At 61.9% G+C, this 23877-nt stretch carries 29 protein-coding genes; 2 read left to right on the forward strand and 27 right to left on the reverse strand.

Annotation, left to right across the window (positions count from 1 at the left end; all coding sequences use genetic code 11):
- Positions 1 to 4: 4 nt before the first annotated feature.
- Genes NKJ13_RS07805 through NKJ13_RS07825 form a run of 5 tightly spaced genes read right to left on the reverse strand, consistent with a single transcriptional unit; the run spans position 5 to position 4028 of the window.
- A complete protein-coding gene (locus NKJ13_RS07805) occupies positions 5 to 2029 on the reverse strand; it encodes a phage tail protein (RefSeq protein ID WP_352777518.1) in 2025 nt (674 codons plus the stop codon).
- The gene (locus NKJ13_RS07810; protein ID WP_352777520.1) at positions 2014 to 2430 is read right to left on the reverse strand and encodes a DUF6950 family protein; all 417 of its coding nucleotides are present in this window, start codon (positions 2428 to 2430) and stop codon (positions 2014 to 2016) included. Before NKJ13_RS07810 ends, NKJ13_RS07805 begins: the two co-directional genes overlap by 16 nt.
- Before the next feature lie 6 nt (positions 2431 to 2436).
- On the reverse strand, positions 2437 to 3069 hold the full coding sequence (locus NKJ13_RS07815) for a hypothetical protein (RefSeq protein ID WP_352777522.1): 633 nt from the start codon (positions 3067 to 3069) through the stop codon (positions 2437 to 2439).
- 3 nt (positions 3070 to 3072) lie between these two features.
- Positions 3073 to 3276, reverse strand: coding sequence for a hypothetical protein (locus NKJ13_RS07820; protein ID WP_352777524.1), 204 nt, complete (start codon positions 3274 to 3276; stop codon positions 3073 to 3075).
- The gene (locus NKJ13_RS07825; protein WP_352777525.1) at positions 3276 to 4028 is read right to left on the reverse strand and encodes a hypothetical protein; all 753 of its coding nucleotides are present in this window, start codon (positions 4026 to 4028) and stop codon (positions 3276 to 3278) included. Before NKJ13_RS07825 ends, NKJ13_RS07820 begins: the two co-directional genes overlap by 1 nt.
- 69 nt (positions 4029 to 4097) lie before the next feature.
- On the opposite strand from NKJ13_RS07825, the gene NKJ13_RS07830 reads away from it, so the two are divergent.
- Complete coding sequence (locus tag NKJ13_RS07830; protein WP_352777527.1) at positions 4098 to 4463, forward strand: hypothetical protein; 366 nt, start codon at positions 4098 to 4100, stop codon at positions 4461 to 4463.
- Here the strand turns inward: NKJ13_RS07830 and NKJ13_RS07835 are convergent.
- From NKJ13_RS07835 to NKJ13_RS07860, 6 genes are all read right to left on the reverse strand, one after another.
- Entirely contained in the window at positions 4460 to 8299 is a 3840-nt protein-coding gene (locus NKJ13_RS07835; protein ID WP_352777528.1) for a phage tail length tape measure family protein, read from the reverse strand. The genes NKJ13_RS07830 and NKJ13_RS07835 overlap by 4 nt on opposite strands.
- Positions 8296 to 8604, reverse strand: a complete 309-nt coding sequence (locus NKJ13_RS07840; protein ID WP_352777529.1) for a phage tail assembly chaperone — start codon at positions 8602 to 8604, stop codon at positions 8296 to 8298. The genes NKJ13_RS07835 and NKJ13_RS07840 overlap by 4 nt, the downstream gene beginning before the upstream one ends.
- Positions 8605 to 8651: 47 nt before the next feature.
- Complete coding sequence (locus tag NKJ13_RS07845) at positions 8652 to 9089, reverse strand: hypothetical protein (RefSeq protein WP_352640716.1); 438 nt, start codon at positions 9087 to 9089, stop codon at positions 8652 to 8654.
- A 294-nt stretch (positions 9090 to 9383) separates the two neighbouring features.
- Positions 9384 to 9926 carry a hypothetical protein gene (locus NKJ13_RS07850; protein ID WP_352777530.1) on the reverse strand — a complete coding sequence of 181 codons (543 nt, stop codon included), beginning with the start codon at positions 9924 to 9926 and terminating at the stop codon, positions 9384 to 9386.
- Positions 9923 to 10582, reverse strand: a complete 660-nt coding sequence (locus NKJ13_RS07855; RefSeq protein ID WP_352777533.1) for a hypothetical protein — start codon at positions 10580 to 10582, stop codon at positions 9923 to 9925. The genes NKJ13_RS07850 and NKJ13_RS07855 overlap by 4 nt, the downstream gene beginning before the upstream one ends.
- 130 nt (positions 10583 to 10712) lie before the next feature.
- A complete protein-coding gene (locus tag NKJ13_RS07860) occupies positions 10713 to 10973 on the reverse strand; it encodes a hypothetical protein (protein ID WP_352777534.1) in 261 nt (86 codons plus the stop codon).
- A gap of 220 nt (positions 10974 to 11193) precedes the next feature.
- On the opposite strand from NKJ13_RS07860, the gene NKJ13_RS07865 reads away from it, so the two are divergent.
- The gene (locus tag NKJ13_RS07865; protein ID WP_352777536.1) at positions 11194 to 11328 is read left to right on the forward strand and encodes a ribbon-helix-helix domain-containing protein; all 135 of its coding nucleotides are present in this window, start codon (positions 11194 to 11196) and stop codon (positions 11326 to 11328) included.
- Between the two features lie 12 nt (positions 11329 to 11340).
- On the opposite strand, the gene NKJ13_RS07870 is transcribed toward NKJ13_RS07865, so the two are convergent.
- The 16 genes from NKJ13_RS07870 to NKJ13_RS07945 form a co-directional block, all read right to left on the reverse strand.
- Entirely contained in the window at positions 11341 to 12828 is a 1488-nt protein-coding gene (locus tag NKJ13_RS07870) for a phage tail tube protein (protein WP_352777538.1), read from the reverse strand.
- A 264-nt stretch (positions 12829 to 13092) separates the two neighbouring features.
- Entirely contained in the window at positions 13093 to 13269 is a 177-nt protein-coding gene (locus tag NKJ13_RS07875) for a hypothetical protein (RefSeq protein ID WP_352777541.1), read from the reverse strand.
- Positions 13269 to 13679 (reverse strand): hypothetical protein, encoded by a 411-nt coding sequence (locus NKJ13_RS07880; RefSeq protein WP_352777542.1) that lies wholly within the window; start codon positions 13677 to 13679, stop codon positions 13269 to 13271. Before NKJ13_RS07880 ends, NKJ13_RS07875 begins: the two co-directional genes overlap by 1 nt.
- Complete coding sequence (locus NKJ13_RS07885; protein WP_352777543.1) at positions 13679 to 14302, reverse strand: hypothetical protein; 624 nt, start codon at positions 14300 to 14302, stop codon at positions 13679 to 13681. Before NKJ13_RS07885 ends, NKJ13_RS07880 begins: the two co-directional genes overlap by 1 nt.
- Entirely contained in the window at positions 14302 to 14655 is a 354-nt protein-coding gene (locus NKJ13_RS07890; RefSeq protein WP_352777544.1) for a hypothetical protein, read from the reverse strand. The genes NKJ13_RS07885 and NKJ13_RS07890 overlap by 1 nt, the downstream gene beginning before the upstream one ends.
- Positions 14652 to 15062, reverse strand: a complete 411-nt coding sequence (locus NKJ13_RS07895) for a hypothetical protein (protein WP_352777546.1) — start codon at positions 15060 to 15062, stop codon at positions 14652 to 14654. The genes NKJ13_RS07890 and NKJ13_RS07895 overlap by 4 nt, the downstream gene beginning before the upstream one ends.
- On the reverse strand, positions 15063 to 15713 hold the full coding sequence (locus NKJ13_RS07900) for a hypothetical protein (protein WP_352777548.1): 651 nt from the start codon (positions 15711 to 15713) through the stop codon (positions 15063 to 15065). It abuts the gene before it with no gap.
- Positions 15714 to 15716: 3 nt separating this feature from the next.
- The gene (locus tag NKJ13_RS07905; protein WP_352777550.1) at positions 15717 to 16223 is read right to left on the reverse strand and encodes a hypothetical protein; all 507 of its coding nucleotides are present in this window, start codon (positions 16221 to 16223) and stop codon (positions 15717 to 15719) included.
- A 4-nt stretch (positions 16224 to 16227) separates the two neighbouring features.
- Positions 16228 to 16596 carry a hypothetical protein gene (locus NKJ13_RS07910; RefSeq protein WP_352777551.1) on the reverse strand — a complete coding sequence of 123 codons (369 nt, stop codon included), beginning with the start codon at positions 16594 to 16596 and terminating at the stop codon, positions 16228 to 16230.
- Between the two features lie 12 nt (positions 16597 to 16608).
- Positions 16609 to 17124: a hypothetical protein gene (locus NKJ13_RS07915; RefSeq protein ID WP_352777552.1), complete on the reverse strand. Its 516-nt coding sequence runs from the start codon at positions 17122 to 17124 to the stop codon at positions 16609 to 16611.
- Between the two features lie 94 nt (positions 17125 to 17218).
- Entirely contained in the window at positions 17219 to 17656 is a 438-nt protein-coding gene (locus NKJ13_RS07920) for a hypothetical protein (protein ID WP_352622221.1), read from the reverse strand.
- Positions 17657 to 17734: 78 nt separating this feature from the next.
- Complete coding sequence (locus NKJ13_RS07925) at positions 17735 to 19126, reverse strand: phage major capsid protein (RefSeq protein ID WP_352777554.1); 1392 nt, start codon at positions 19124 to 19126, stop codon at positions 17735 to 17737.
- A gap of 17 nt (positions 19127 to 19143) precedes the next feature.
- Positions 19144 to 20043 (reverse strand): head maturation protease, ClpP-related, encoded by a 900-nt coding sequence (locus NKJ13_RS07930; protein WP_352777556.1) that lies wholly within the window; start codon positions 20041 to 20043, stop codon positions 19144 to 19146.
- A 2-nt stretch (positions 20044 to 20045) separates the two neighbouring features.
- Positions 20046 to 21455 carry a phage portal protein gene (locus NKJ13_RS07935; RefSeq protein ID WP_352777558.1) on the reverse strand — a complete coding sequence of 470 codons (1410 nt, stop codon included), beginning with the start codon at positions 21453 to 21455 and terminating at the stop codon, positions 20046 to 20048.
- 15 nt (positions 21456 to 21470) lie between these two features.
- Positions 21471 to 23303: a terminase large subunit gene (locus NKJ13_RS07940; protein WP_352777561.1), complete on the reverse strand. Its 1833-nt coding sequence runs from the start codon at positions 23301 to 23303 to the stop codon at positions 21471 to 21473.
- An 8-nt stretch (positions 23304 to 23311) separates the two neighbouring features.
- Positions 23312 to 23818, reverse strand: a complete 507-nt coding sequence (locus NKJ13_RS07945) for a helix-turn-helix domain-containing protein (RefSeq protein WP_352777562.1) — start codon at positions 23816 to 23818, stop codon at positions 23312 to 23314.
- Positions 23819 to 23877 lie beyond the last annotated feature (59 nt).

Consider the following 23877-nt stretch of genomic DNA (forward strand, 5'->3'; position numbering starts at 1 on the left):
GCTCCTAAACGTCAAAGATGAATTGGCTGTTGGTGGCGACAGAAAAGTCGAAGCTGGCATCGGTGCCGGTCGTGTAGACAATTTCTGAATCGGACCAGGTGCCATACTTTCCGTTCGACCCGATGAACGCGGCCTGCACTTCGATCTGGGTTTCCAGGGGAACCGCATTGGTGTTGACGATGATCAAGCCGGCAGCCGGCACGGCATCCGGGTACTTCTGTTCGATCCAGGCCCCCGGAACGCCGCCGCCGGTGTCAACAATCCGATAGCGCAGCACGGTCGTGACATCGGCGGTGTTTGGGTCGATGATCGCGACGCGGATATAGGCGGAACCGGCGGACGCCACGGCATAGACGGTGTCGATCACAGCGCTCGGCACGCCGTCCGATTCCGGCTTCGGCGGTACCGGCGGCGCCGATCCTTCGTCAATTGCCGGGGTCCACGCATCGATGTCGGCCGGCATGACGACGAAGGTCATCTGGAAGCCGCCGCGCTGCACCGACAGCACCGAGCGGCGGTTGTTGATCAGCTTCCCGTCCATGGAAGGAATGCTTACCGGGGTCTGCAACCTGACCCACGGCGCATAGACTGCGTTGATGCCGGTGAAGCGGACGTCGAGGGAGCCGCGCTTTTTCTGCCGCAGGCGGGCGAATTCGCGCTTGGCCAGACGGCGCGCCTGGCGCCATTGATTGACCCAGAGATAGGCGGCATCCTGCGGCAACACCCGGCCGGCCTGCAGCTGGGCAGGCACATCTTCGAAGAAGTCGGTATCGGTCGAGGTGTAATCCGTCGCCGGATAGGTGAACTTCGGAACGAGGCGGTTGACCTCTTCTTCCGGCAGAACGTCGTGCTGGATGGTGTAGCCGACGATATCGGCGTCGGTCAGCGTGGCGACGTACTTCTCGCGGAACTTGCCGGCGACGAACAGCAGCGCACCATCGCCGCGCTCGCACATCCATCCATCGCATGCGGCGAGAATGGCATTGGTGGCGGCCTTTGGATCATGCTCCGTGGTGTCGAAGCCGCCGCAGGTATATCTTTTCTCTGACCCGCCGACGGCGCGCGCTATGAGCTCGTCGCAGACGTCGGCCTCCTCCTGCCACATGTCGAGCACCGGCAGCAGCGCCTTCCTGAAATCCCGCTTCGTCCCGAATGGATTGAAGCACTCGTGCCAGGCCAGCTGGATGGCCGGGTTTTCGGTGAAGACCCAGGTCGAGGGGTCCTCAGGATCCTGCAACGGCTCACGAAAATCCCAGCACAAAGCCAGTTCGGCAACTACCGAGAGCGCCGGCTTGCCATAGGGGAACAGCGACTGAAAGTCTTCGGCCTGAGGCGATTTGGCAACCATGCCGATGTACGCCTGGCCATCGCCGCGATGGTTTTCGGTCCAGATATCATCCGCCCCAAAATAGGCCACGATCTCCGAGATGGCCGTTTCCGGGGTCAATCCGATCCGAGTATAAAGCTGACATCTCGTCGTGCCGTAGCGATTGCCATGGGCGGCGCTGACATCATTGCCGGTCAACACGATCTTGTCGTCATTGAAGTAGTAATCGATGTAGCCGTTGATCCGATGCGCGACGATCGCCTGCACGGAGATCATGAGATCATCGGCGGTTTCCCAGAGCATCATCGCTCCGGCCAGCCTTGCCCGCCCGACACCCCAGAACCGGTAGGGAATGGCCTGTGTCAGCGGCTGGCGCCCGTCCTCCGGCTTCGGCGGGGTCGGAGCCAGCAGGTAAGAAAGACCTACCGTCAGGGCCGTGGTGACAATTGCGGATGCAATCGCCGCGTAGGTGATCGTCGTGCTGCCGAAGGTTATCCCGCCCCCGCCGAGGATGGCGGTGAAGATCGGAACGAAGATCGGGTCCTTGTGGACCGGCCACTGGTACTCGCCGTTCCATCCCGACGCGAGGAACTCCTGCGTCGTCGTCGTCTCAAACGCGCCAATGCCCGGATTGTAAGAGACCGGCTTGCCCTTCAGCGCCTCGCGGATGGCCGCTTCGAGCAGGGTTATGCGATGCGCCATGCCCTGCCCGTCCAGTCGAGTTTCTTGACCATCGGGCCGCGCGCCGACAGCACCGCCCAGAGTGGACCGAACTTGATCCCGGGAATGTGCTTGACCACCATGCCGGCGGCATCGAAGCCAGTCATGGCGCTGACGATGCCGATATCGCCGTCCTGCGGCTGCTGGACGCGTTGGAAGCCCAAGGCGCCGAGCTTGGCCCCGATCAGCGCCCCAACCCCGCCAGCGGCCCGCAGGACGGCGTCAGCGCCATCGGCGTCGAAGTATGTCCCACGCAAATCGGCGGCAGGATCCTTGCCCGTCCTCGCCAGCACCCAACCAGCGCAAAACGTCGTGCAGTCGTCACCGCCCATGCCGCCCCACCGCCACCGGTGCGGCAGCCTGATATATTCCTCGAGGGTCATGATGCCTCAGTAGTTCGGCCATGCCGGAGCGACGCCGCGGCCAAGTCTCGCGATGTTCGAGCAGAACTCGTCGGTCGGATAGAACGCCTTCTGGTGCGCGGGCGTCCACAGCGACTGGGAGGCCCGCGACCTGGTGTTGGTGCCCGACACGACGGCCAGGCTCAGGGTGGTCTTCTTGTTCTCTCCGCCGGTGACGGCAGGAGATGATTCCGTCGGGTGCGAGGCCGTCCCGGTCCACAGCGCCACGATGCTGGACATCGGCTGGTAATACTGGTCGAGCGTCGTGAAGCCTATCTTCAGGTCCTTGCCGCGCACATCCGGCATGGTGTCCAACACCTTTTGCGCGGTGGACGGATCGATGCCGGAGATACCGAACTCCACGGAGCTCGACTGGCCGTTGACCAGCACTTCCAAAGTCGGGATGTTAAGGAGCCTGCCGCCGCCGAGATAGACGGTGTCATCCTCGTCGATGCTGTCGAAGCCGGCCGGGATGTCGTTGACGCCCGCCCAGATATGCAGACCGGGATCGGTCTCCAGACGGAAGAAGATACCAAGGATATGGCTTGTCGCCATGGCATCCAGCACCGGCTGCGGCACATAGTTGACCGAGTAGGAGCCGATCAGATCCTGCCAGGCCATTGGTCAGTCGGCCCGAAATCCATGAATGGTCCAAGCCGCACCGGCAAGGCCAGCCGCGAGTATTACACCCGCCAGGAAAACTGCTGGCGACGCCGTCCATTCCGGCAAATATCCTGCTTTCATTGCAGCTACACTCGCCTTCAAGAATACGGCGAGCGCCATGTATGTCAGCATCGCGATTTGGATAACTCTGAGGGTGGTGATCATCAAAATGCCTCAACGAACTGGAATGACACACTGGCCTGCATGAAGCCCTTTGCCCGCCAGGCGAGCGTAAAGCCCACCGGGAACTTGCAAACGCACCGCGGCCGGGCGAACTCGATACGGGTGCCCGCCGCAGCCGCCTCGCGCAATGGCCGGTCGAGCGAGAGCAGATATTGCGAGCCGGTGTAAACGACGCCGTCGATCGTCTCGGTGACGTCGACGGGATCAGATGTCTCCCAGTAGCGGTAGGTCCGCCAGCCCTTGATCGGATGACTGATGGAAAACCAGTCCGACCAGCGCAGCGCGCGGCTGGCGCCATAGATGTTGATGGTCATCTGGCCGGCGTTGAGCGCCGCATCCGTCGCGACAGTGCCGAACACCGTCGCCTGACTGTAGCCGGCGCCATCGGAAAACAGCGAACCGTCGGAATGTGGAATGCCGCCGATGATCGGCTTCGGAACACCATTGAACAGCGGGAACGGCCCCATCCAGTCCGATCGCACCGGCACGTTCATGAAGCGGAAGGAGCCGTTCATCCGGGCCGACACCCAGTTGATGTATTCGTGCTCCTCCGGCCGCTGCGCAAAGCAGTTTTCGTAAGTGGCGACGAAGACGCCACCGCCGGTGGTTTCGATGGTGACGGATTCGCCAAGCCCATTGCTGCCGCCCTCGAGGCCGCCGCCCTTGGTGTCGAACGACATTTCCGACGCCTTGATGAAGCCAATGTCGAGCGTGGGCAGGCCTGTGTATCTCATTCAAATTCCTGCCTTGCCAAACGAGCGCGCGGGGTAAACTCTGAGGGTCCACAGGGGGGAGTGAGTTCCATGCGAAACTTGTCGATCGCGCTTGCGATCATCGCGGCAACCGTGTCGGGTTGCCAAAATTCCGGCTACATCATGAAGACGTACAACCCGGTGCAAAAACAGGTCGTACAAACGTCTGGCGGCTCGTTTTGGGTGTTCGATCGCCCCGACCTCGGCAAGATCATGACAACACCTTCGGCCGGCACCATTGCTGCTCCGGCGTTTATCAATGGCGCCACCATCGGGCTGGTAAACATTGATCCGGTGATCGCGGCCCACCAAGCCGTTGCCCAGCAGTATTTCGCTCAGACCGGTCGCCAATGCACAATCAAGACCAGTTTCGAGATTTGGCGTCCGGAATACGAGCACACATACTCTTGCCCCTAACCCTTCTGCGAGTTGTAGCGACGCTGCAATTCGCCGAAGCCGCCGCTGGCCTGCGCCTCGTGATAATCGCCTATCGCCTGCTGCGCGCCTTGCCGGGCCAAAAGGCGGATATGTTCGTCGCCACTACCGCCATAGACATTGACGTGAAGCTCGACCCTGCTCTCTTGGCCACGGCCGCCACCCCTTGCACTCATGTTCGCATTGGCCGCCATGTCCATTGAGTGACCGTGACTGCGGATGACGTCGCCGCCGCGCAGCTTGCGCAATTCCGGGCCGCGCTCGCCGACCCATGCCCAGCCTTCCGGAGCGTTTTCGGTGCCGTCGGCAAAGCCGAACAATTTTGGCAGGAACCCAAGCAGCATGGAGAGCAAGCCGCCGCCTCCGCCGCCGGCGGCGGCAGGTGCTGGAGTTCCTGCGCCTATGCCCAACATGGCCGCAAAGCCGCCAGGATCCGGCGTGAAGTTGCCGGGCTTGAGACCCTCCAGGATGGAGGCAAGGCCACCGCCTGCACCTCCGACGCCGCCCGCCAGCGAGCCGATGGTCTTGGTGACCGTCGTGTCGAGCCCACCAAGGCCCTGCGTCGCCCTGTCCACCGCCGCGTTGAACTTGTCGACATAGACCGAACCGGAAGTGCCGAGCACATCCGTGGCGCCTGCGCCGCTCTTCAGCGGACCGCCGGTGAACCATGCCGAGGCGGCATCCTGAGGGTTGCCGTACTTCGACAGGTATTTGCCGAACTGCTTTTGGAAAATGGCATCCTGTGCGGACGGATCGGCAAGGAACTGGTCAGGCGTAAGCGATTTGCCGAGCGCGTCCTTCGACCAGGACGGAATGTTATTGCCCATGACCTGGTAAGCGCCATAGGCCCGGTCGCCGTTCGTCCAGGGACCAAGCGCGGAATAACCGCCGCTGCCGGCACTTTCGATCGAGCGGATGGCGCTGGCATAGGCAGCCATGTTGCCGCCGACCGCGCCCAGCGGCGAACGCGTCACAGCACCCGGCGCATAGTTGTCGTTCGAGGCGCCAAGAAACGCCGAGAGCGTCGTGTTGGCGGCGAAGCCGACACCGCCACCCATACCGGCACCGGGCGTCTGACCGGTCAGCAGCGATGCGATCCATGTCGCGAGCCGATCGAAGATGTCGGCGAGTTGCTTGTCCATAGAGGTCGTCAGCGCGTTAAGGATCGATTCACCCAGCGCCTTGCCGACATCGCCGCCATTGCGCAGCAATTCGGACTTGAAATCGGTCAGGAAGCCGACGGCGAGACCCTTGGCGTCGGCAAAACGTGCGAGATCGCGCATCTGCTGCGCCGCCGGCGAATTGAGGTCGACGTCGAGCCCGGCGCCCTGCTGGCGCGAGGCGATCTGCTGATCCTGCGCCGAGCGGAACTGCTGCTCGCGCTCGAAATTGAGGTCGGCCGACAGCTTCGCCTTGGCCGATGCCTCCGCCAGGGCTGCGAGTTCGGCAGTGTTCCTGCGGATGGCTTCGGCCTCTTCGCCATAGAGCGGAATACCGAGCTTGCGGATCTCCTGCTCCGCCTTGAGCATGGCGATGGCGCGGTCATGCGCCAGCGTGTTCTCACCGATCAGGCCGAGCTCGGCGCGCTGCGTTTCGATATCCTGCGTCTGGCCGAAGATCGTGCTTCTGGCCTGTTCGAGAGCCTTGAGCCTGCCATACTCCGCCGCCCTTGCTCTGATGGCAGCTATCTCGGCTTCATCGGCCTTGACGTTGTTGCGCGCGGCTTCCTCGCGAACCTGCGCCTCGAGTTGGGCCGCCATCCGGAGGCCGTCGACCTCCGCCGTCGTCTTGCCGATGAGGTCGAGGTCGAGCTTCGCCGAGGCCAGCGTCTGGTCCAGCGAGCGAAGGCGCTGATCCTGCGCCTCCTTCAGCGCGTGCTCGGCTTCGATTAGAGCCTGCTTGCCGGCGAGCTCGATCCTGGTTGACCTGGTGCCTGCAGTCTCGTCCGGGTTGACGGTTGCGGCAGCACGGGCGCGGGCGGCCGCCGCCAATTCCTGCGGCGAGCGAGCATTGAGACTGAGTTGGTCGGCATCCAACTGCTGCTGCATTCGATACTTCGCGCCGATCTCACGAGCGGCGAGTTCGTCACCTGCGGCACCCTTCGGCAGGATGCCCCTTTCCGGCAGCCGGATCTGGTTGATCCGATCGAGGACACCAGCCGTCTTGTCGAGTTGCCCGGAGGCCGCCATGGCCGCATCAGCGATCCCCATTATCTTGTCATGGATACCCTGAAGGCCAGGGTTCTTATCGACGACCGCCTGCATGTCCCGTTCGAAGGTCTGGAAATCGGGATGGGCGGTCTGAAGCCCCTTGCTGAGGTCAGCGATAGGGGTGGCGAAATCGGAGAATTCGGATCGCGCCTGGTAGATGCCCGACTGGTGGTACCCAGGCACGACGAATCGCGCGAGCTGGTTGAGCGTGTCCGTATTTGCAGACTTCGCGGCGGCGCTAAGAGCATCGGTCTCGCGTCGTGCCGCTGCCGCCGCCGCTGCCTGTGACTTCTTGCCGAAATCCTCGGCCTTGAGCCCGGCCATACCATAGGCGTCGGCGAGCTCGTTCACTGCCTTGCGCTGTTCTTGCGTGGCATCCTTGAGCGATTTGGTCTGCGGCAGCAGCTTGGAACCGAACTGGATACCGGCGGCGACAACCGCGGTGAGACCGACCGCAACAAGATTGATCGGGCTGACTAGGCCGAGCACGGCCGAGCCGAGCATCTTGGCGGCGCCGGCGGCGCCCCGCCCTCCAAGCGAAGTCTCCATTGTCATGCCGAGCTGAGTGCCCTGCTGAAGCGCAATCATCATCGGCGACATGCCCATCGCCGATGTCACGGCAATGTCCTGAAACTGGTATGTCGCGTTGGCGATCGCGGAGTGGTTCCCGCCACCACCGTTCTGATTCGCGGCCGCGCGGCTTCGGGCCATGGCTTGCGCCTGCGCCAACTCATCGGCGGATATCGCGCCCCTTGCCGCCAGCGCCGAATATTCGGCCAGCTCGGCGTTGACGCGATCCTGTGCCGCCGCAAGCGGGTTGAGTTCGGCGCGAAGTGCGGCAACCCGCGCCGCCATCTGATCGGCTTCGCGGCCGGCTTCGTCAAACACGGATGCCGAGGCCCGCGCCGACTTGCCGGAGTTAGCCATCACCGACGAATTGAACTGGTCGGCGAAAAGTGCCCCGGCTTGCTGTGCCCGCAGTTGCGCCATTTGATCAAGCTGCGCGAACTCGGCTTCGAAAATCGATGCCGACGAACGGGCGCTGGTCGATGGTGTGGTCTGGACGCCTAGGACAGCGTTGAACTTGCCTTGGTTCGATGCCGCGATCTGCCGGCCGTTTTCCACCTGCTGATCGGCCCGGGCCTGCGCGATCATTGCCTGATGCGCCGAAGCCGCATGCGCCAACGCGGAAGCCTGCCCTTCGATCTGGGCGTTCGCGGCACCGACGGCGGCGGCGAGCTGCGTCTGTCCTTTGGCCGCAAGCTCCGAGGCGTTGGCCGTCAGGCCAAGCTTCTGATTCATGCCGACAAGAACCGTCGCAGCATATTCTACCGATGCCTTGCCGGTATCCAACTGGCGACCAAGGGCACGAAGATCGTTCTGGAACTTCTGGGCTTCTCGCTGGCCGTCAAGATATGTCCGCGCCAGGCGACCGACGACATCCCCGGACTGGCTGATTTTACTGTCGTTGGCGGCAATGACCTGACCGACAGCCTGCGCCGAGGCCACCATGGCGCGATCGGCGGCGACCTTCTGATCGGCGCCGGTCTTGTATTTCGAGGCGTCGATCTCAGCCGAGGTCACCAGGCGGGAGAGCTGTATGGTCATTTGTTCTCAGCCTCCCTTGCTTTTGCAGCGACGTGGATCAGCCATTCGGTGTCGATGGCGGTCATGAATGCGAGGAACCGATCGAAGGCGTCGCCTTCGATACGGTAGCGGCGGGCATAGACATCGTAGGCGATGAAGCTGATCGGCGATTCCCCGCCCATCGCGCCATATTGCCGGTCGAAACGGAGTGCTTCCCACGCCTGCCAGTAGAACTGATGCCAGTATTCGGCACGCGCCTCTTCCGGCCGGGTCGGGACCTTGGCCGCCGGCAGTTCCAGCGGGAATTCGGCAGCGATCTTCGCCAACCATTGGTTCTGGCCTTTCCGCTCGAGATCGTAGCGGAAGGCCGCGGCTAGTTTTTTGTTGCGGCCTTGACGAACTCGACCTTCTTCTTGCCGACGCGGCCGGCGCACCAGAAGATCATCTGCCGCATGACACGATGTTCCTCAGCGACCAAGATGGTGGCGACCAGGTCGGGAGAATACTCGACGTCGAGGCCCTTCCAACCGAGCAGAAGGTGCTCGACCGACAACTGACCCTCGATCCTGGCCTGAACATCCGCCGGAACCTTATCGTTCGGATAGTCCTGCTTCAGTTTTTCCAGAGCATCCTGCCGCGCTGTGACATAGTCCGGATACAGCGTCGAACGGACCCAAAACGAGAGACCGGGCAAGGGCGTCGCTTCGAACGGCTTTTCGGGGTTAAGCCCATGCCATTCCTTGACCGGGATCCAATCCCCTTCGCGTTCCTTGGAAAGGTCAGCGCTCAGGCTGGCCAGCTTGATGGTCATGTCGGTTTCCTTTGTCGGAAGGGTTTTCGTTGTTGAAAGGGAAATTCTGCCACGGCGTGCCACACCGCGCCTTGCCGTGCCACACCCAACCATGCCTCACCTGCCCTACGTGGGCCCGGCCGCGCCAAGACACGCCTAAACTCAACGGGCCTAGCCTTGCCTGCCAAACCGCACCTTGCGATGCCATGCCAGACCAGGACTTGCCTTACCTTGCCTGCCGCGCCTTTGGCTGCCATGAAATCCCGAAGGACGCGAGGTTGATTGGAGAACTCTCGCCGTAACTCCACGCTCGCCCTAGTCTCTTCCGGCGACCTTCGGAAGCATTTTCACCGTCTCGTCGATCGCCTCAATCAGCGTCGAGAATTCCTTCAGATCAGCATATCGCCGCCGCCATGCCTGCAATTCATTCCAGGCCTGCCGAAGGACGATATCGCGCGTCTTGGTCTGCGACAGAGCGTGGCTGGTTTCCCGATAGTGGGCCGCGCCCGGCTCGTTGATGTGCACATAGGCCTTCGTCCGAACCGCCGGCTTGTCCTCACGGACATAGATCGCAACGACAGACCGGATCAGGCCTCTGGCTTGCGAGAGCCGGTGCGCCTCGGCCGCTACTGAGTCATCCCACTCAAAGAAACTGTGAAGCGGCGAGTTGCCGTTCCGAGCGTCCGCGACCACGTCCTGCGGCGTGAGTTCGCCCTTGAACTGCTGGCGCAGCATTTCAAGGTGCGCCCCGACCATCTTCGGATCTTGAATGGCACCTTGCTGGAACCGCGCACCATCAGAGAATTCATAGCCGGCGATCTTCACCGGAGAGTTTGTCGGCGCGAAAGCGATGCTCATGACAAGCCCTCCATGTCGCGCTCGGTGGCAACATGAAACAACCCATATTGCCCGTCCTTTTCGGGGCGCCACTCGCCAACACCAACGGCGAAACCGCCGGTGTTCAGCAGGTTCAATATCTGCGGCGGCGAAAGGACATTCTGGTTGAAGCGCACAAGGATCTTGGTGTGCCACTTGGGGAACTCCGCGCGATAGCGAAGGTCCGCCGTGCCCATTCCGACCCTGACCATGTCTTCCCGCATCTGTGGCGCCCCGCCCTCGATACGGCAGAGATTGACCCGCGAAACCGACCCGTCGAAGGCTCCCCTGATGTCGGCATCCTCGCCGAGAATGTGGAAGGCTTGCCGGGCCTGTATCTTGGTGATTCCTGCAACGGAGGTGCCTGCCGTCACCGCCGCCGCCTTGAAGGCAACGGAAGGAAAACCGTAGCCGCCATCAGCAAGGCGATACATCGACGCTTCGAAGTCAGCCTTCGGGTCCTTCGCTTCCTTGGCCCCTTTCGCGGCCTTCATCTGCTTATCCAGCATTTCCCGCTTGGCCTTTGGTGACCATGCATGGACGATCAGCGGGCTGTCGCCGATGAGCGTCACCTCCATCAAATCGATCTTGAGTGGAGGCAGTTCGATTCCGACTTCCTTTTTGGCTGCGTTCGCCATGGTGGTTCTCCATCGGCGTCCCGGCCCTGGCAGGCCCGGAACGCACGGGTTCGCGTGAGCGAAACCGGGAGCCGATGAAGCTCTCGATTTTCGCGTTCAAACCGCCCTGCCAGAGGCGGAATCCCGTCATTCAGAATGGTTTTCCGTACCTCAGCCGAGGGCCGGCGACGCCTGAAACGTCATGGAGGCCCGCAAACCGCCGGTCCACGGCGATGTGGAGCAATTCACGCTGGCCATCGATCTCAACCCAGTCGCTGGAGAACAGCGCCATGTTCCAGGGCAGCCCAGTCTCCTCGCAAAGCAGTGCGTCGAGCTCTTCGAGGCAGGCCTTGATCTTTTCCTTGCGCGACAAGGCCGGCGCTGCCACTGCCGGAAGGACGGCGGCGGCCATGCCGCCCGCACAAAATGTTGAGAACGCCATACGACGTGTGATATTGCTTAGTTCAGCCACTGTGAGCCTCCAACTAGGTTCGCCTCGGTTAGGGCCGCTTTTGGTGGTGAGACACCTTGGCGGCCCGACTATTATGTGGTACCAGTTATTTATGACTGACGCAATACCCGGTACCAGAAAATCGCGTGGGCGGCCAAGGGTCGGCTCTACGCAGGTTCAGGTGAGGCTCCCGCCCGAGCTGCTGGAGCCTCTCGACAATGCAGCTTCCGAGCTTGAGGAAACCTCGCGCCCCGAAGCGATCCGCAAGATCATCCGAGACTGGCTTGTCGGCCACGGCTATTTGAAAGCCGAATAGGGCAAATCGGTCTCAGGTCCAGTACTCAAACCGATCCACGACTAAATGCGCCGAGGTCAGATCGTCTCTTGACGCCATTCCCACCAAAGGCAGCGTCGTATCGGTGTTCTTGGCCGTCGCCGACGGCGAACCATCGGTGAACGTGACGCGCGGTATGGCAAAGATCAGCGCCTGGTTGTTCTTGGCGATACGACAATTGAGGTTGGTCGGCGTACCGGCGAACAGCTTCGTGAGCAGCGCGTCGGAGCCGAAATAGGTCGGCGCGTTGACGGTGACGTCGAAGCTGCCCTTGCCGATGTCCACCGGCCCGATCGTCTCGTCGCAGTCGAGCGCTGAAATCATCCTGATATTGTTGTTCACGCTGATCTGCAGCGACTGCATCCAGTTCGGCGAGCCGAGACAGACGCCGTTTTCGGCGATCCGGCCGACATTGACGGCCGCCGCCATGATGGCGTTCGTCGTCGCCGCATCGGGCGCGCTGTCGAGCGACGTCGTCGAGGCCTGACCGCTCATGCCGGAGAAGGTGAAGGTGTATTTCGCCTTGTCCTCGGTGGTGAAGTTGAATTGGCCTTCGCCGGCGACCATGCCGCGCTGCGCGATATAAGTCGGCACGGCCTGACCCATGAAGCCGCGCTCGATCGTGCAGCTTTTGGTGTCGACGCCATTCTTGATCTGGTCACCGAAGAAGGCCTGGATGGTCTTGCCGGTGCCGACATCGGTGGTCCAGCCGGACGGAAGGTTATCGAGGGTGAGTTTCGCCGCCGCTATGGCGGTGATGCGAGCCCAGGCGTTGCGGCGGGCAACCAGGCCGGCGGTGACCAGGAAGGCGAAGGTCGAAGCGTCCGCCGAACCGCCGATCTTGACCCACTGGCCGACGGCGAGGCCGAGCGTGGTGAAATTGAGCAGCGTCGAGCCAAGACCGTCGGCGAGCGCCGTGATGTCGGCCGCGGCACCCATGAAGCCGACAACCTTCATGCGGGCAGCTGCGGGCGGCGCAGCTTCGGCGACGAAGCCGGCACCCAAGAAGGCCGGAACGGTCGCGCTGCCGGTGGTGCATTTGAACACGCCATTGTTTGCCGCGGCGGTGAAGCCGGTGAAGCGGACGAGCTGGCCGGCGACGAAGGCGGCGCCAGTCGTCACCGTGGCGACGTCAGTGGTGTCGGTGAGCGCGGTGATGACCGAATCGGCGACGCCGTCATTGTCGCGGAACGGCGTGTTCAGCCAGGTCGAGCACATCAGCGATTTCAGCCAGATCGACAGCGGCGATTCGTCGACCGGGAACGACAGCTCGCCATTGATGGGGCCGCTGTTGGTCTCGTTGACCTTGATCGGGTCGCTCGACATTCTGTCATCGCGAATTTCTTCCGAGGTGACGAAGGTCGGCCGGAACGACAGCGTCTCACCGGTGAAACGCGCCGTGCGCATGCGCGGCGTGGTTGGCGTCGTGCCGAGGGTGACTTCCTCGACGACGGTCATGCGGGTGCGGTTGGAATCCGTCATGGGAGGCTCCATCAAGAAGGCGCTCGGTGGCGCGAAAAATGGGAGGGACGGCCGACGTCGTCGACGTTGGCGGTTCGCCTTGCCCAAGGGCGGTTTGGGCTACCGGATTGGCCGGGATTCTGTTAATCTCTAGATGTGGGGCTGAACTGTGCGTGGACAGCGCGCCAATGCGTACAGCAAAGTCGGTGGCTTACACTCAGGTCTCGGCCTGACAACCCGAAGGGCGGCAAAGCGGTCTCCCCCACCAGTCTCTCCGGCGCAGGGTCATGTCTTGTCGACGTCTGCTTTCTTGGCCTTCGCCGCGATCGGCAGCTTTTCGATGTAGCCGGCGTCGACCAGGCCTTCGAAGCTCTGCGGCGCTAGATCGTCCTGCGGCGAGACGCGATCGCCTTCTTTGAACCGGCGCAGCCGCGTCGGGAATGCTTTCAGCACCTGTGCCATCATTCGTCCCTTTCGAAGTTCACGGTTGCCGTCATGGCGTAATAGTTGGCGAAGGTCCGGCCCGGATCACCGGCGCCGATCGAGGCGTCGCGAAATGTGACGCCCTCAATGTCCTGGCCGCGGAACAGGCCGACCAGCTGCTTGGCCAGTACGCGGGCCCGGCGGCTGCCGGTGTTGTTCGGCGTCATCAAGTGCAGATAGACCTGCCCGCCTTCGCGCCACAGATTATCCTCGCGCGGCTCGGCACCGAGCGAGATCTGGTCGTAGAAATCGCCATAGATTTCGACATAGACGAACTCGGTCGGAACGTCGGGCAGCTGGTAGTCATCGTTCTCGAAGACGACGGGCGTGATGTTCCAGCGATCGGCGATCTGCTGCTCAACGACGTCGAAGGCTTCCGGGCTGGCCATCAGAGCGCGTTGATCACGAGGGCGGGATAAGTCAGCGGGGTGCCAGCCGCACGCCGGCGGGTTGTCCGCTTGAGCTTGTATGGAGCCAGCGGGTCAATGCCGCCAGGCACGTCGACGAACTTCGTCTCGAATTTGAAGGCGCTGTTGAAGCGGCGGTTGAGCGCACCCTTTGAAAGGTCGAAGTGCCTCTTACCTTGTCCGTTGGAACCGGTCTCTGTTTTGCGCGTGTAGGGCTGAGCGTTGAAGATGATCACTTCTGCATCCGCTCGCAGACGCGAATAATCGGTGACCACTGTCCTGCCGCCGACAACCACCACGAAAGACCTTGCATACCGGCCAGACCTGCGGGGCGAACGCCTGATCAATTCCTGCAGCGCCGCGTTGATGATCAGCGGCCAGTTGACGAATTCGTAGACGATCGGCCCGGGCGCCTTCACTGCCTCTTCCGGCGCACCCTGGACGCCGTTGACATAGCGCTCGTAGTTCGAGCTGGCGATCCCTTCGCCGATGACGCGCGCGAGCTCCTGCTTCGCGAAGGCCGCCAGCGCGTTGTTGATCGCCTCCGGCTCCATGCCGGCGGTCGCGAGCTTGAGATCGCGCTCGAAGAACTGGAAGCCAGCCATCAGCCGCCCACCGTCAAATCAACCCGCACCAGCTCATTCTGGAGCCGGATGTGCTTGGCGAACTCGACATTCCGGACCTTGCCATCCTGCACGATCTTGTCGCCTTTCTTGACCGGCAGACGCCACTGCGCGCGGTTGATGTCGGTCGGACTCAGCACGACGCGCGACCAGGTCTGATCGATGGCGCCGACGAGCTCCTCCGGCCGCAATGGACGGATCGCCGCCCTGACATCGGCATCGAACGGTATCTGGATCGCATTCGGGCCAAGCGTCAGCCGGCGCAGCTTCACGTCCTCGCCGGCATCGAGCAGCGCGGCGTCGAGATCGGCGATCAGTTCGGCCGGCGTCGTCACCTGGCGTGAATCCGGCCCGACAGCACGGTGCTGCCGGCATAGGTTCCGGTCGAGACTAGCTTCAGTCGCAAACGATCGCCGAGCACGCCGTCGATCGCCGTGTCGTCGGCCAGAGCGCCATCGGTCGGAACGACCTGCGTCAGTTTCGGCGTGAGCGCCGAGAAGTTGAGGACAGCCGTTTCGCTGGCCGTGGCGAACATGACGCAAGCGATGTCGACCGCCGTCGTTCCACCGTCGAGACTTGTTTGCAGGTAGGCGCGGATCGTGGTGCCGCCACTGCCATAGGCGAGCCGCAGGTTGGCCAGCGCCGCCAGCATGCCTTCAAGGTCGGTGATCCAGTCACCGACCTGTGTCCCGGCGACGGTAACGGCGAGATCGCCGAGCGAGTACAGGCCAGGATTGTCCATCTATGCCACCATCATGTTGCGGAAGCGGGTCAACTGGCCGGCGACGATGTCGGGCACCGCCCCTTCACTGGACTGACCAGGAACCGAGCCGACCCAGTAGCCGCGCTCGACCCGGCGAACATCAGGGATGTCGACGACTTCGGATTTCAGTGCGGGGTCGCGTTTGCTTTCGGCCCAGGCGAGCCGCATGAAGTCCATGGCCGCCTGCTTGAGATCGCCGGGAACGGTGACGAAGCCGGCTTTATAGACAACCACGACCTTTCCTGCGCACCAGCGACGCGGACAGTCGTCGGAAAGCCTGGTCACAAGGCCTGATTCCGGATCGACCGTGAAGCTGACCTCATTTGTCAGCGTAACGCCGTCTTCGATCAGGCTCGTTATCTCGACATTGTGCCGTCGTGCCAGAACCAAAACAGCAGCATCGACCCTGCGGCACGTCTCGGTCAGGGTTTCCTGCAACAGCGTCGGCTCTGCGCCGGCACCGATGGCGACGTTGCACTCGGCCATGATCGCGGCCCCAAGCCGCAGGTCGAGCGCGGCCAGTCTCGTGTCCTGGCTGGAATCGGTCACGCCGATTGCCTCGCGACGCTCGGCTTGGGTCAGCAGCGAGCGGTCACTCGCCGGTGTCGTGACCGCCAGGACGGACAGCATTGATCAGCCCTGCGCTGCCATGCGAGCGTCGGCGATCTTCCCGAGCACAACATCCTTGCTGTCGCCGTCGACGACGGCGATCTTCTCGGCTTCAACGACCTTGGCGAGATCTTCGTCCGAAAGCTTCATGAGGTCCGCCAGGATGGCATCGCGCATCTTGGCCTTCTCGCCTTCGGCCTTTGCGGCGGCCTTTGCGGCTTTCTCGTCTGCCTTAGCCTTTGCGGCTTCAGCCTTCGCAGCTTCCGCGATATCCTCGGCAGTGCTCCGCGAGGCATAGCCATGCGGAGGATATTGCGACGCCGAATAACCGGCCGCCACGTACTCAGTGACGGTGGGACCATCATCGCGCAGAGCAACGCCGCCGTTGGACTTCGCATCCAGCTCGCCAATCAGTCCGGCCTGCTTCAGCCCTTCGGCCATTGAACCGAAATCGCGTTCGTCGCCGACGTTCAAGGGCTCTGCCTTGATGCCATCGAAGGAGCACGGGAATGCTTTCAGTACCTTGTGCATGGGATCATCCGATCAGGAAATGGAGCGTGCCGGATTTTGCGTTGCCGCCAGCGGCCACAACGATCTTGATCCGGTCGTTCGCGATTGCGATGTGGTCGTTAACTGCGAATCCCGTCCCGGACTCCGCCGCGACACCTGCGGTGGAGTGGGTCGGCTGCCGCGGCGCTCGAGTGGCCGAAGCGTTGACATCCGATTCGGCCCAGATCGTCTGGCCGGTGGCCTCTGATGTGATCGTGAAGTCGACGCCATCGGCAAAATCGGTCTTGACGTAGCGGGCTTGCAGGACGCGGCCTGTGGCCGCACCCTCTGTATATGCCGTCGCCGAACCGTCGGCGGCTGTGGTGATGACGACGGTTTTGCGCTCGACTTGCATATCAGTCTCCGATCAGCGCGTGATCAGGGCGACGAGATGGATGCGGGGCGAACCGCCGGCGCCGCCGCCAGTCACGACGAACTCGATCGCCTGGCCAGCGGTGACCGTATTTGCTGCGGTCGGGGTGGCAACATCGACATCGCCAGCAGCGCTGGCCGCGGTCGCGATTGTCACGACACCGTTGGTAACGGGCACAGTCGCGATCTTGGCCGTAACGGTGATATCGGCGGTCGAGACGGCGCCGTCTATGACGGTGTAGATCTTGCTGATGTCGCCGGCGTGCGGAGCGACCGCAAAATACGAACCCTCGGCCGACCCATCAGCGATGTCGAGCGAGACCGGATAGGCATTCAGTTCGGCCGCGGAAGCGGTCAGACCAGTGAGGGCCAGGGTGCTCCCGTCGATAGTGACGCCGGCGACGACCAAGGCGCCGCCGCTCTCGACGGTGATCAAACCGCCTGATGCGACAACGAGCTCGTCGCCGCCCTGCTTGCGGTAGACTTTCGGCTGGTAGGAAGTGTCAACCATGGAAATTTCTCCTTTGCTACGAGGTCGCCCGCGGCGCCTCTAGCGCTATGCGCTTTGGAGGAAGATGGGAGCGGGCCCGAAGGCCCGCCTGATATCAAACTTCGCTGGGGTCGTTGAGCAGCGCTGAAGCGATCACGCTGGCATCCTGCGAGGTCGGCGCCGACCACGGCATGTACTGGATGGCGATGATGCCATCGACCACCGCATTGGCGGTGCCACGCTCCAGGATCGCTCGGATGTAACGCTCGCGCGGCTTGTGAACGTCGAGAACCAGCGCCTTGCTGTCGGCGCTAGTGGCACCGGCGGTGAATGACGCGGAACCAACCAGTTCCGCCATACCGCCAGCCTGGTTGAGGGGGTTCTGCTCCGCCTTAAGTGCGAGCGCGGAGGTATCCAGGACATCGCCGGTAAGGGCGATGAACATGACGCCTTCGAAGCCGGCCATATCGAGAATGGAGCTGGCAACATCGGTCGTCGCCGCGACGGCCGCAGCCGAGACGCGGGTAATCTTGCAGTTCTTGAGAAGAGACATCGGTTTCGGTCTCCGAAACGAGAGGAAAGGGAGGGCGACAGCGGCGGGTCGAGCCCGCCGCCGATGCGATCGGGAGGCTTAGGAGGCCGCGATCTTCAGCTTCTTCAGGGCGTCGGGCTGGCGCACGCCGCCACCGACGCGCTTGCGGCAGCGGAACACCACGACGCCGTTGTCGGCGCCTGTCGTGTAGTCCGGCTGGAACGAAATCGCGACGCGATCGACGATGACGTATGCGCGACGGAAGTCGCCATAGGCAATCGGGTAGGTTCCGGCAGCGATGTCGGGCATATCCGGGAATTCCAGATAATTCGCGCCGAGGATTGTGTTCGGGACCGACCCCGCGATACCGGGCATCCAGAGATATTGCCCCTCGCCATCCTTCAGCTTGCGGGTCGCGGCGATGGTCCCCCGGTTCATGGTGAACACCGCGCGGCTGGCATAGCCGGTTTTCAGTGCCGCCCACAGATTGATGAGGCCGTCACCGGTCATCGCAGCCGCAGCGCCGCTAACGACTTCGGCCACCCCGGCGGAAGCCAGCAGGAAGCCCTGCGCCTGGTTCGCGGCGCCGGTACCGGACACGAACTCCTGGCCTTCTTTGACCGCGAACTGATCAACGAATTCGCCGCGGAGCTCCGCGATGAGATCGTAATCGGCGTCTTCGAGCATCTGGAGCGAGATCTCGCCACGGGCGAACATCTCCGGAGCCGGGAAGTCGAACATGCCATAGGCAGGATCACCGGTATTCGTGCGGGGCTGCACTTCACCAACACGGGTAGCGGCGCCGGCCGCTGCGGTGCGCTTCGGCTGCTTTAGCGAAGGCCCGCCGATGATGCGGACAGTCGCGATCGAGCGCATCGGCGACATCTCGATGATGTCCTTGATGATCTCGCGGTTGACGTCCGGAGGAGCCAGGAGGTAGCCGGCGCCGGCGTCGTCACCCTTTACCAGAGCGGCGCGCCGCTTGTTGATGATGTCGACCTGGGCGGTGTCGCGGCGATCCGCTGCGCGGCGGATGCAGTGGTCGAAAGCCGCGTTGTACTCGGCGTCCTCTTCCTGGCCTTCCTTGCCGGTCTTCGGCCTGTTCAAGACCTTCTCGACCTTGTCGAGCTGCTCCTGCATGGCCTTTTGGCTGTCCTGAACCTCCTTGGTGAATTTCTGGTTCAGGGGCTCCCACTTGTCGAGGTGGGCGTTGATCTTGGCTAGCTTTTCCTCGAGGACGACGTCGCGCTTTTCGAGGTTGGCATCGTTGGTCTTCTTGAATTCCTCGAAACCGTTCATGAAGTCGCCGACGGACTTCTGGAGGGTTTCCAGCGACGCGGGTGCCACCGCGGTCGCAATTAGCATGTGGTTGTGGTCGATGTGACCGAAAGCCGACAGAATGTCGGCGCCGGCGTCAGGGAACGCCATCACGGCGAAGGCGGCGATCAGCGCAACAGCGCACACCGCCGCAAGAATGCGGGTGATTTTCATTTCAGGTCTCCAGTTTTTCAGGATTTGAAGAGGGATGTCGCCCGGTCGAAAACCGAGGCGAGTTCGGCGATCGCTGCATTCCCGCCCTCTTCGCGAGGATCGGCGTCCGCCTCATCACGAGGCGTCTGGAAGACCCGTTGCGCGGCGGCAGCAAGACGCTTCGCGAGGGCATTGGGCATCTGCTCTGCGTCGCGCAGAAGATGCTCGAATTGGCGGACCTGCGGCGCGTCATGCGTCGGCTTCAGGTCGGATGGGGTGTGATTATAGAGTTTCAGCAACGCGGAACGCGCTGCCTTCTTCTCCTTGCCCTTGTTTGGTACGATGGAATCCGCGAAGCCGTTGTCGACGGCCTGCTGACCCCTGAACCACGTCTCGGCGGCCATCCAGTTCTTCAGCTTTTCGTCGTCAAGCTCCGTGCGAGCCGCATAGATGTCGACGATTGCCTGCTCCAGATTGTCGAGGATGGCGCCTTCTTGCCGCATGTCGTCGGCATCACCGATCACAAAGCTCCACGGCTTGTGGATCATGATGTTGGCGGACTCGCCGATGCGGACCTCGTCGCCGGCCATAACGATAACCGAGGCGATGCTCGCGGCGATGCCTTCGACATTCATGATGACCTTCGCGGAGTGTGCGGCGAACGAGTTGTAGATCGCGATGCCGTCAAACACGAGGCCGCCAGGGCTGTTGACATGGACGTTCAGCGTCTCGACGTCGAGCGCCGCGATTTCGCGCGCGACATCCTCGGGCTGGATGCCATCCCACCACCCGCCGATGTCGCCGTAGATGTAGATATCGGCGCTGTCAGCCCCGGATTCCGCGGCGACCCGAACGGAGCCGACCCCGATAGAGTTCGGTGCGCGGTTACGCGCGGCCGATGCCTTGAAGGGCGCGAGGTCGATGATGATTTTTTTCATCGTCAGGTTTCCTGTTGCTCGTCCAGTTTCGCCAGGACTGCGTCTAGGTTGTCGCGAGCGCTTCGAATCTTGCCTTCATTTTCGGCCGAGAGAACTCGACCGGCATTCATGCGATCGCGAAGGGCGTTGGCTGCTACACTTGCCTTCTCGGCGGCCTCGTCGTCGAGCGGTGGACCGCCGTTGTCACCGATCCCGCGGCCAGGCATCGCCTTGGTCGCGTTCTCGACGGTCATCATGTTGCCGGGCACCAGGTGGATATCGCCGCCTTCGTAGCCGTCCTCGTCCTCGAGCTCTGCGATCTGGTTCGGCGACATGCCCATCTGGAATCGCTTCCAGTAATATTCGGCGCGATCCTTGGCGGCGCCGCGGAGCAGCTCGGTGTCGAAGAATTTGAAGTAATAGCCGGCCTTGACCTCCTCACGCGTCAGCAGCGAGCGCCGCATCGACTTCTCGAAGCGACGATGCCAGGGTCTGACGGTATGAACGGCATGCGCCAGGAACATCTGCTCCGCGCTGGCGTAGGTGGCGGTCTTGTCGGAAAACCCGACCATGATTGGCATCACACCAAAGGCGCGGCAGATCTCTTCGATCTGCAACTTCCTGGTCTCGATGTGCTGGGCATCGACGCCGGTGAGATCCATCGGATGCCACTTGGCGTTCTTGTCGAGCAGCAGCGGTTTCCCGCTGTTCTTGGCGCCGACATAGTTCTGCGTGATGAAGGCGCGGAGCCTCTTGTATTGAGGTTCCTTCAATTCGCCTTCCACCGAATACATGCCGGTCGACTGGATGCCGTTCCCGAACCGGCGGGCATGAGCGTTCTGTGTAGCCATCGAGAGGCTTAGCGCTTCGCGCGCCAGCCTGGTGACGTCGAGCCCGGTCCACGAATTCCATGACGGGCCACGGAAATGCCAGATCGTTTCCTGCGGGTACTCTTCCGCCGTGCCATCTTTTGCGGTGACATGATAGACGAGGCTGTAATCGTTTTTCTGCTCGACACGGACACAGTCCGGCATCAGGGGAATCATCTCGACGATGCGTCCGCGCACCCGGTTGAGAAAAACGTAGGCGTTGCCGGTGAAGACTGCGTGGATGGCCACCGTCTCCATGAACTGAAGCGGGTCCATCCAGTCATTGACCTGGTAACCGAACAGATCGCTGAGCGGATGATCTTCAGCCTCGGCCCGGCGCCCCGTAGCCGGATCCTTCCGCATCACCTTGCACGGCACCGTCGACACGCCGTCCGAGATCGTCAGGCCGCAACGAAGGGCCGTGGTCTGTTCCAGCGTTGTCTTCCATGTGACGCGCTCACCCGAAAGCGTCGGCAGACCTATGCCGAGATCATCATGCCAAAACGATTCGCTGAACGCGACATTCTGAGCGGGTTGACGCCGGAAGTGATCGAACAGCCACATCCAATGATGTCCCTCTCAGGCGGCTTCAGATTCGACATCTTCAGCGGTTTCTTCTTCGTCGAATTCGCCGTCATCCCAGAATGATTTGCCACCGGCGGGTTCCGGGTTCTTCACCATCATCGTGACCGCGTCGAATAGAGCCATCGCCGGGTCTATTTTTGCGTCTCCGGCCGTCTGTTTGGTGGCGCGAATAGCGGTGGCGGTAGGTTCGATTTTTAGGTTGGCGACGCACCACGGCATCAATGGACCGCCTGCGTGCCGCAACATGCCGTTCGACAGCCGCCTCTCCGCCGTTTTGATCGCGTTCATCAGCGCGAATCCCTGCGGCACGCCGACAAGCAATCCGTTCTCCTGAGTGATGTCGATTTCTGGAGATGCAAGTGCGTCGACAAACTCGCCAAGACCGGCAGGATCCACGGCCACCGATGACAACAAGCCGGATTCCTTAACGGTGCTGATGATGTCGATAATTGACGCCAAGTCCTCAAGCGCCATATCAACGATCGTTAGGTGGCCAGCCTTTTCGAAATCCAGCAAGACTGGAGCGATCTTCTTCCGCCGCTTCAAGACATCCCGATGACACCAAGCGTGTGACCAAGTCAGCCAGCGCTTCATTCGGACGATTGCTCGCTGGCCATTAACGACTACCGGGATTTCGATTTCATCGGGCTCTCGCCCGACCAGTGTCAGCCCGAATAGGTCATCAAGGCCACCGCCATCGACGCCGACAACCACGACCTCGACACGTTCCAAGAAGCGAGCCAGTGCCGCGAAATGGTCCAGTCCGGCCAGTTCTTGATCGACGGCACGTTCCCAATAATTTGCGCCAGGCCAGCGATTGCCCCGCTGCCGCATGCCGATCTCAACATTGAGATGCTTGGCGAGGAAGCTTTGGTGTGTATCGCCTTCCTCGTCCTCGCCGCTCTGGATCTTGAGCAGCTTGCGCTCCAGCCAGTCCTTGCGAACCGACCGGCCCATGTTCGGGTTGGTGACATACCAGTTTTCCGAATCGAGATAGGCGTCGTTGTCGATCATGCTGTCTGGAAATTCGTACAGGACACCCAGACTGGTAGGATCGTCGATCTTCCCATCGCGAACATCGCGGAAGTAGTCGAGCTTTTCTTTAAACACGCCGGCTGGAGGTTCGTCCGACTGGGTCGTGATGTAGATCACGAAGCCCTCAGGTCGCGATATCAGGCCGCCGGTTGCCTCCTGAAGCATGCCGGCTGCATTGGCCTTCTTTCCGAACAGCCACAGTTCCTCGATAAGAACAAATGCTGCCTTCTTGCCGGCCGCGGTGTTGGAATCGGCGCTGACGATCTTTAGGACTGCCTTCGTCAGCGTGTGTGTGATTTCCTTGGTGTTTTTGTTGACGTGCAGAAGGACCGTCAGGTCAGGATCCGACGCTACCATTGCCGCGGCGGGATTGAAGGAATTCCCAGCTACCTCCTGCGTGGGTGCCAGTATCATAAGCTCCTGGTTGTGGCGCCAGTTTCTGATCAATGCGGTCAGCATGATCCCTGCTGCCAGCGTCGACTTGATGTTCTTCTTGCTGATCAGCAGGAAGAATTCCTCGATCACCCGATTTGCGGTGTCCGGGTCATAGGCGCCGAAGACTGCCGCGACGAAATCGAAAACATATTGCTCGCAGGACTCGCCAAACGTGGGATGGCGCGCTCGGCCAAGCTTTCGGTCGTAGACCTGCGGCAGATCGGTGATCTGGAGCGACTTGAAGACGTCGAGGGCCGCCTCAGCCTCGCTCGGGAACAAGGGCTGGAACGGGATCAGGCTTTCGCGATTGACGATGCGGTTTTCCCAGTCGACGCATGCCGTGCTGAACCTGCGCATGCCAACTGTCATTCCTCGTCGGAAACCGCTACGGCCTGTCCATTGCTGGCGACCAAACGGGGAGCCGCTGGGACCGCGTATTTCCCACCGATCGCCTGGGCACTCTCAAGCCGCTGATCCTTCTTGGAGATATACCCGCGCGCCACCGGCTGGTTTGCGGCCTTACCCCGAAGATCGCTGGCAACTCGTTCAGCGCTTACGGTGTCGAGCATCCGGAGAGAAGCAGATAGAGCCGCGGCGTTCCCGGCGAGGCCCTGCTGGATTTGTGCGGTGCGCAGCTTGGCCTTGAGCCTGGCCAGCAGGACGTCTCGGTTTCGAGTGAGGTGCAAATAATGCTTGCGCAAAGTTGGAACGGAGATTCCAAGCGTCTTTGCAACTTCGCGGTTCTTCATGCCGCTGGCCAGCAACACCATGATATTAATGATGTTTTCTTCTGTCGGCTTATGCTCCGGCCGACCGGCCTTACGCTGGTCGGTATCGCACGGGTTGCCGAACAGGTCAAAATCACCGCCCATAAGAAAAAAATCCCTGAATGACCCCCAAGCGGTTAGGGGCCCCATCGGCCCCCAGAGAT

Origin of the sequence: Mesorhizobium sp. M0174 (assembly GCF_040322275.1) — a bacterium.
Taxonomy (GTDB): Bacteria; Pseudomonadota; Alphaproteobacteria; order Rhizobiales; family Rhizobiaceae; genus Mesorhizobium.

What these genes read in the sequence shown, in the direction of transcription:
- NKJ13_RS07915 (WP_352777552.1), bottom strand. Translation starts at nt 17,124, where the DNA reads ATGGTTGACACTTCCTACCAGCCGAAAGTCTACCGCAAGCAGGGCGGC.
- NKJ13_RS07870 (WP_352777538.1), bottom strand. Translation starts at nt 12,828, where the DNA reads ATGACGGATTCCAACCGCACCCGCATGACCGTCGTCGAGGAAGTCACC.
- NKJ13_RS07900 (WP_352777548.1), bottom strand. Translation starts at nt 15,713, where the DNA reads ATGCTGTCCGTCCTGGCGGTCACGACACCGGCGAGTGACCGCTCGCTG.
- NKJ13_RS07920 (WP_352622221.1), bottom strand. Translation starts at nt 17,656, where the DNA reads ATGTCTCTTCTCAAGAACTGCAAGATTACCCGCGTCTCGGCTGCGGCC.
- NKJ13_RS07905 (WP_352777550.1), bottom strand. Translation starts at nt 16,223, where the DNA reads ATGCACAAGGTACTGAAAGCATTCCCGTGCTCCTTCGATGGCATCAAG.
- NKJ13_RS07945 (WP_352777562.1), bottom strand. Translation starts at nt 23,818, where the DNA reads ATGGGCGGTGATTTTGACCTGTTCGGCAACCCGTGCGATACCGACCAG.
- NKJ13_RS07875 (WP_352777541.1), bottom strand. Translation starts at nt 13,269, where the DNA reads ATGGCACAGGTGCTGAAAGCATTCCCGACGCGGCTGCGCCGGTTCAAA.
- NKJ13_RS07820 (WP_352777524.1), bottom strand. Translation starts at nt 3,276, where the DNA reads ATGATCACCACCCTCAGAGTTATCCAAATCGCGATGCTGACATACATG.
- NKJ13_RS07830 (WP_352777527.1), top strand. Translation starts at nt 4,098, where the DNA reads ATGCGAAACTTGTCGATCGCGCTTGCGATCATCGCGGCAACCGTGTCG.
- NKJ13_RS07855 (WP_352777533.1), bottom strand. Translation starts at nt 10,582, where the DNA reads ATGGCGAACGCAGCCAAAAAGGAAGTCGGAATCGAACTGCCTCCACTC.
- NKJ13_RS07835 (WP_352777528.1), bottom strand. Translation starts at nt 8,299, where the DNA reads ATGACCATACAGCTCTCCCGCCTGGTGACCTCGGCTGAGATCGACGCC.
- NKJ13_RS07805 (WP_352777518.1), bottom strand. Translation starts at nt 2,029, where the DNA reads ATGGCGCATCGCATAACCCTGCTCGAAGCGGCCATCCGCGAGGCGCTG.
- NKJ13_RS07825 (WP_352777525.1), bottom strand. Translation starts at nt 4,028, where the DNA reads ATGAGATACACAGGCCTGCCCACGCTCGACATTGGCTTCATCAAGGCG.
- NKJ13_RS07815 (WP_352777522.1), bottom strand. Translation starts at nt 3,069, where the DNA reads ATGGCCTGGCAGGATCTGATCGGCTCCTACTCGGTCAACTATGTGCCG.
- NKJ13_RS07940 (WP_352777561.1), bottom strand. Translation starts at nt 23,303, where the DNA reads ATGCGCAGGTTCAGCACGGCATGCGTCGACTGGGAAAACCGCATCGTC.
- NKJ13_RS07880 (WP_352777542.1), bottom strand. Translation starts at nt 13,679, where the DNA reads ATGGCCAGCCCGGAAGCCTTCGACGTCGTTGAGCAGCAGATCGCCGAT.
- NKJ13_RS07810 (WP_352777520.1), bottom strand. Translation starts at nt 2,430, where the DNA reads ATGACCCTCGAGGAATATATCAGGCTGCCGCACCGGTGGCGGTGGGGC.
- NKJ13_RS07925 (WP_352777554.1), bottom strand. Translation starts at nt 19,126, where the DNA reads ATGAAAATCACCCGCATTCTTGCGGCGGTGTGCGCTGTTGCGCTGATC.
- NKJ13_RS07850 (WP_352777530.1), bottom strand. Translation starts at nt 9,926, where the DNA reads ATGAGCATCGCTTTCGCGCCGACAAACTCTCCGGTGAAGATCGCCGGC.
- NKJ13_RS07885 (WP_352777543.1), bottom strand. Translation starts at nt 14,302, where the DNA reads ATGGCTGGCTTCCAGTTCTTCGAGCGCGATCTCAAGCTCGCGACCGCC.
- NKJ13_RS07845 (WP_352640716.1), bottom strand. Translation starts at nt 9,089, where the DNA reads ATGACCATCAAGCTGGCCAGCCTGAGCGCTGACCTTTCCAAGGAACGC.
- NKJ13_RS07860 (WP_352777534.1), bottom strand. Translation starts at nt 10,973, where the DNA reads ATGGCCGCCGCCGTCCTTCCGGCAGTGGCAGCGCCGGCCTTGTCGCGC.
- NKJ13_RS07910 (WP_352777551.1), bottom strand. Translation starts at nt 16,596, where the DNA reads ATGCAAGTCGAGCGCAAAACCGTCGTCATCACCACAGCCGCCGACGGT.
- NKJ13_RS07895 (WP_352777546.1), bottom strand. Translation starts at nt 15,062, where the DNA reads ATGGACAATCCTGGCCTGTACTCGCTCGGCGATCTCGCCGTTACCGTC.
- NKJ13_RS07930 (WP_352777556.1), bottom strand. Translation starts at nt 20,043, where the DNA reads ATGAAAAAAATCATCATCGACCTCGCGCCCTTCAAGGCATCGGCCGCG.
- NKJ13_RS07935 (WP_352777558.1), bottom strand. Translation starts at nt 21,455, where the DNA reads ATGTGGCTGTTCGATCACTTCCGGCGTCAACCCGCTCAGAATGTCGCG.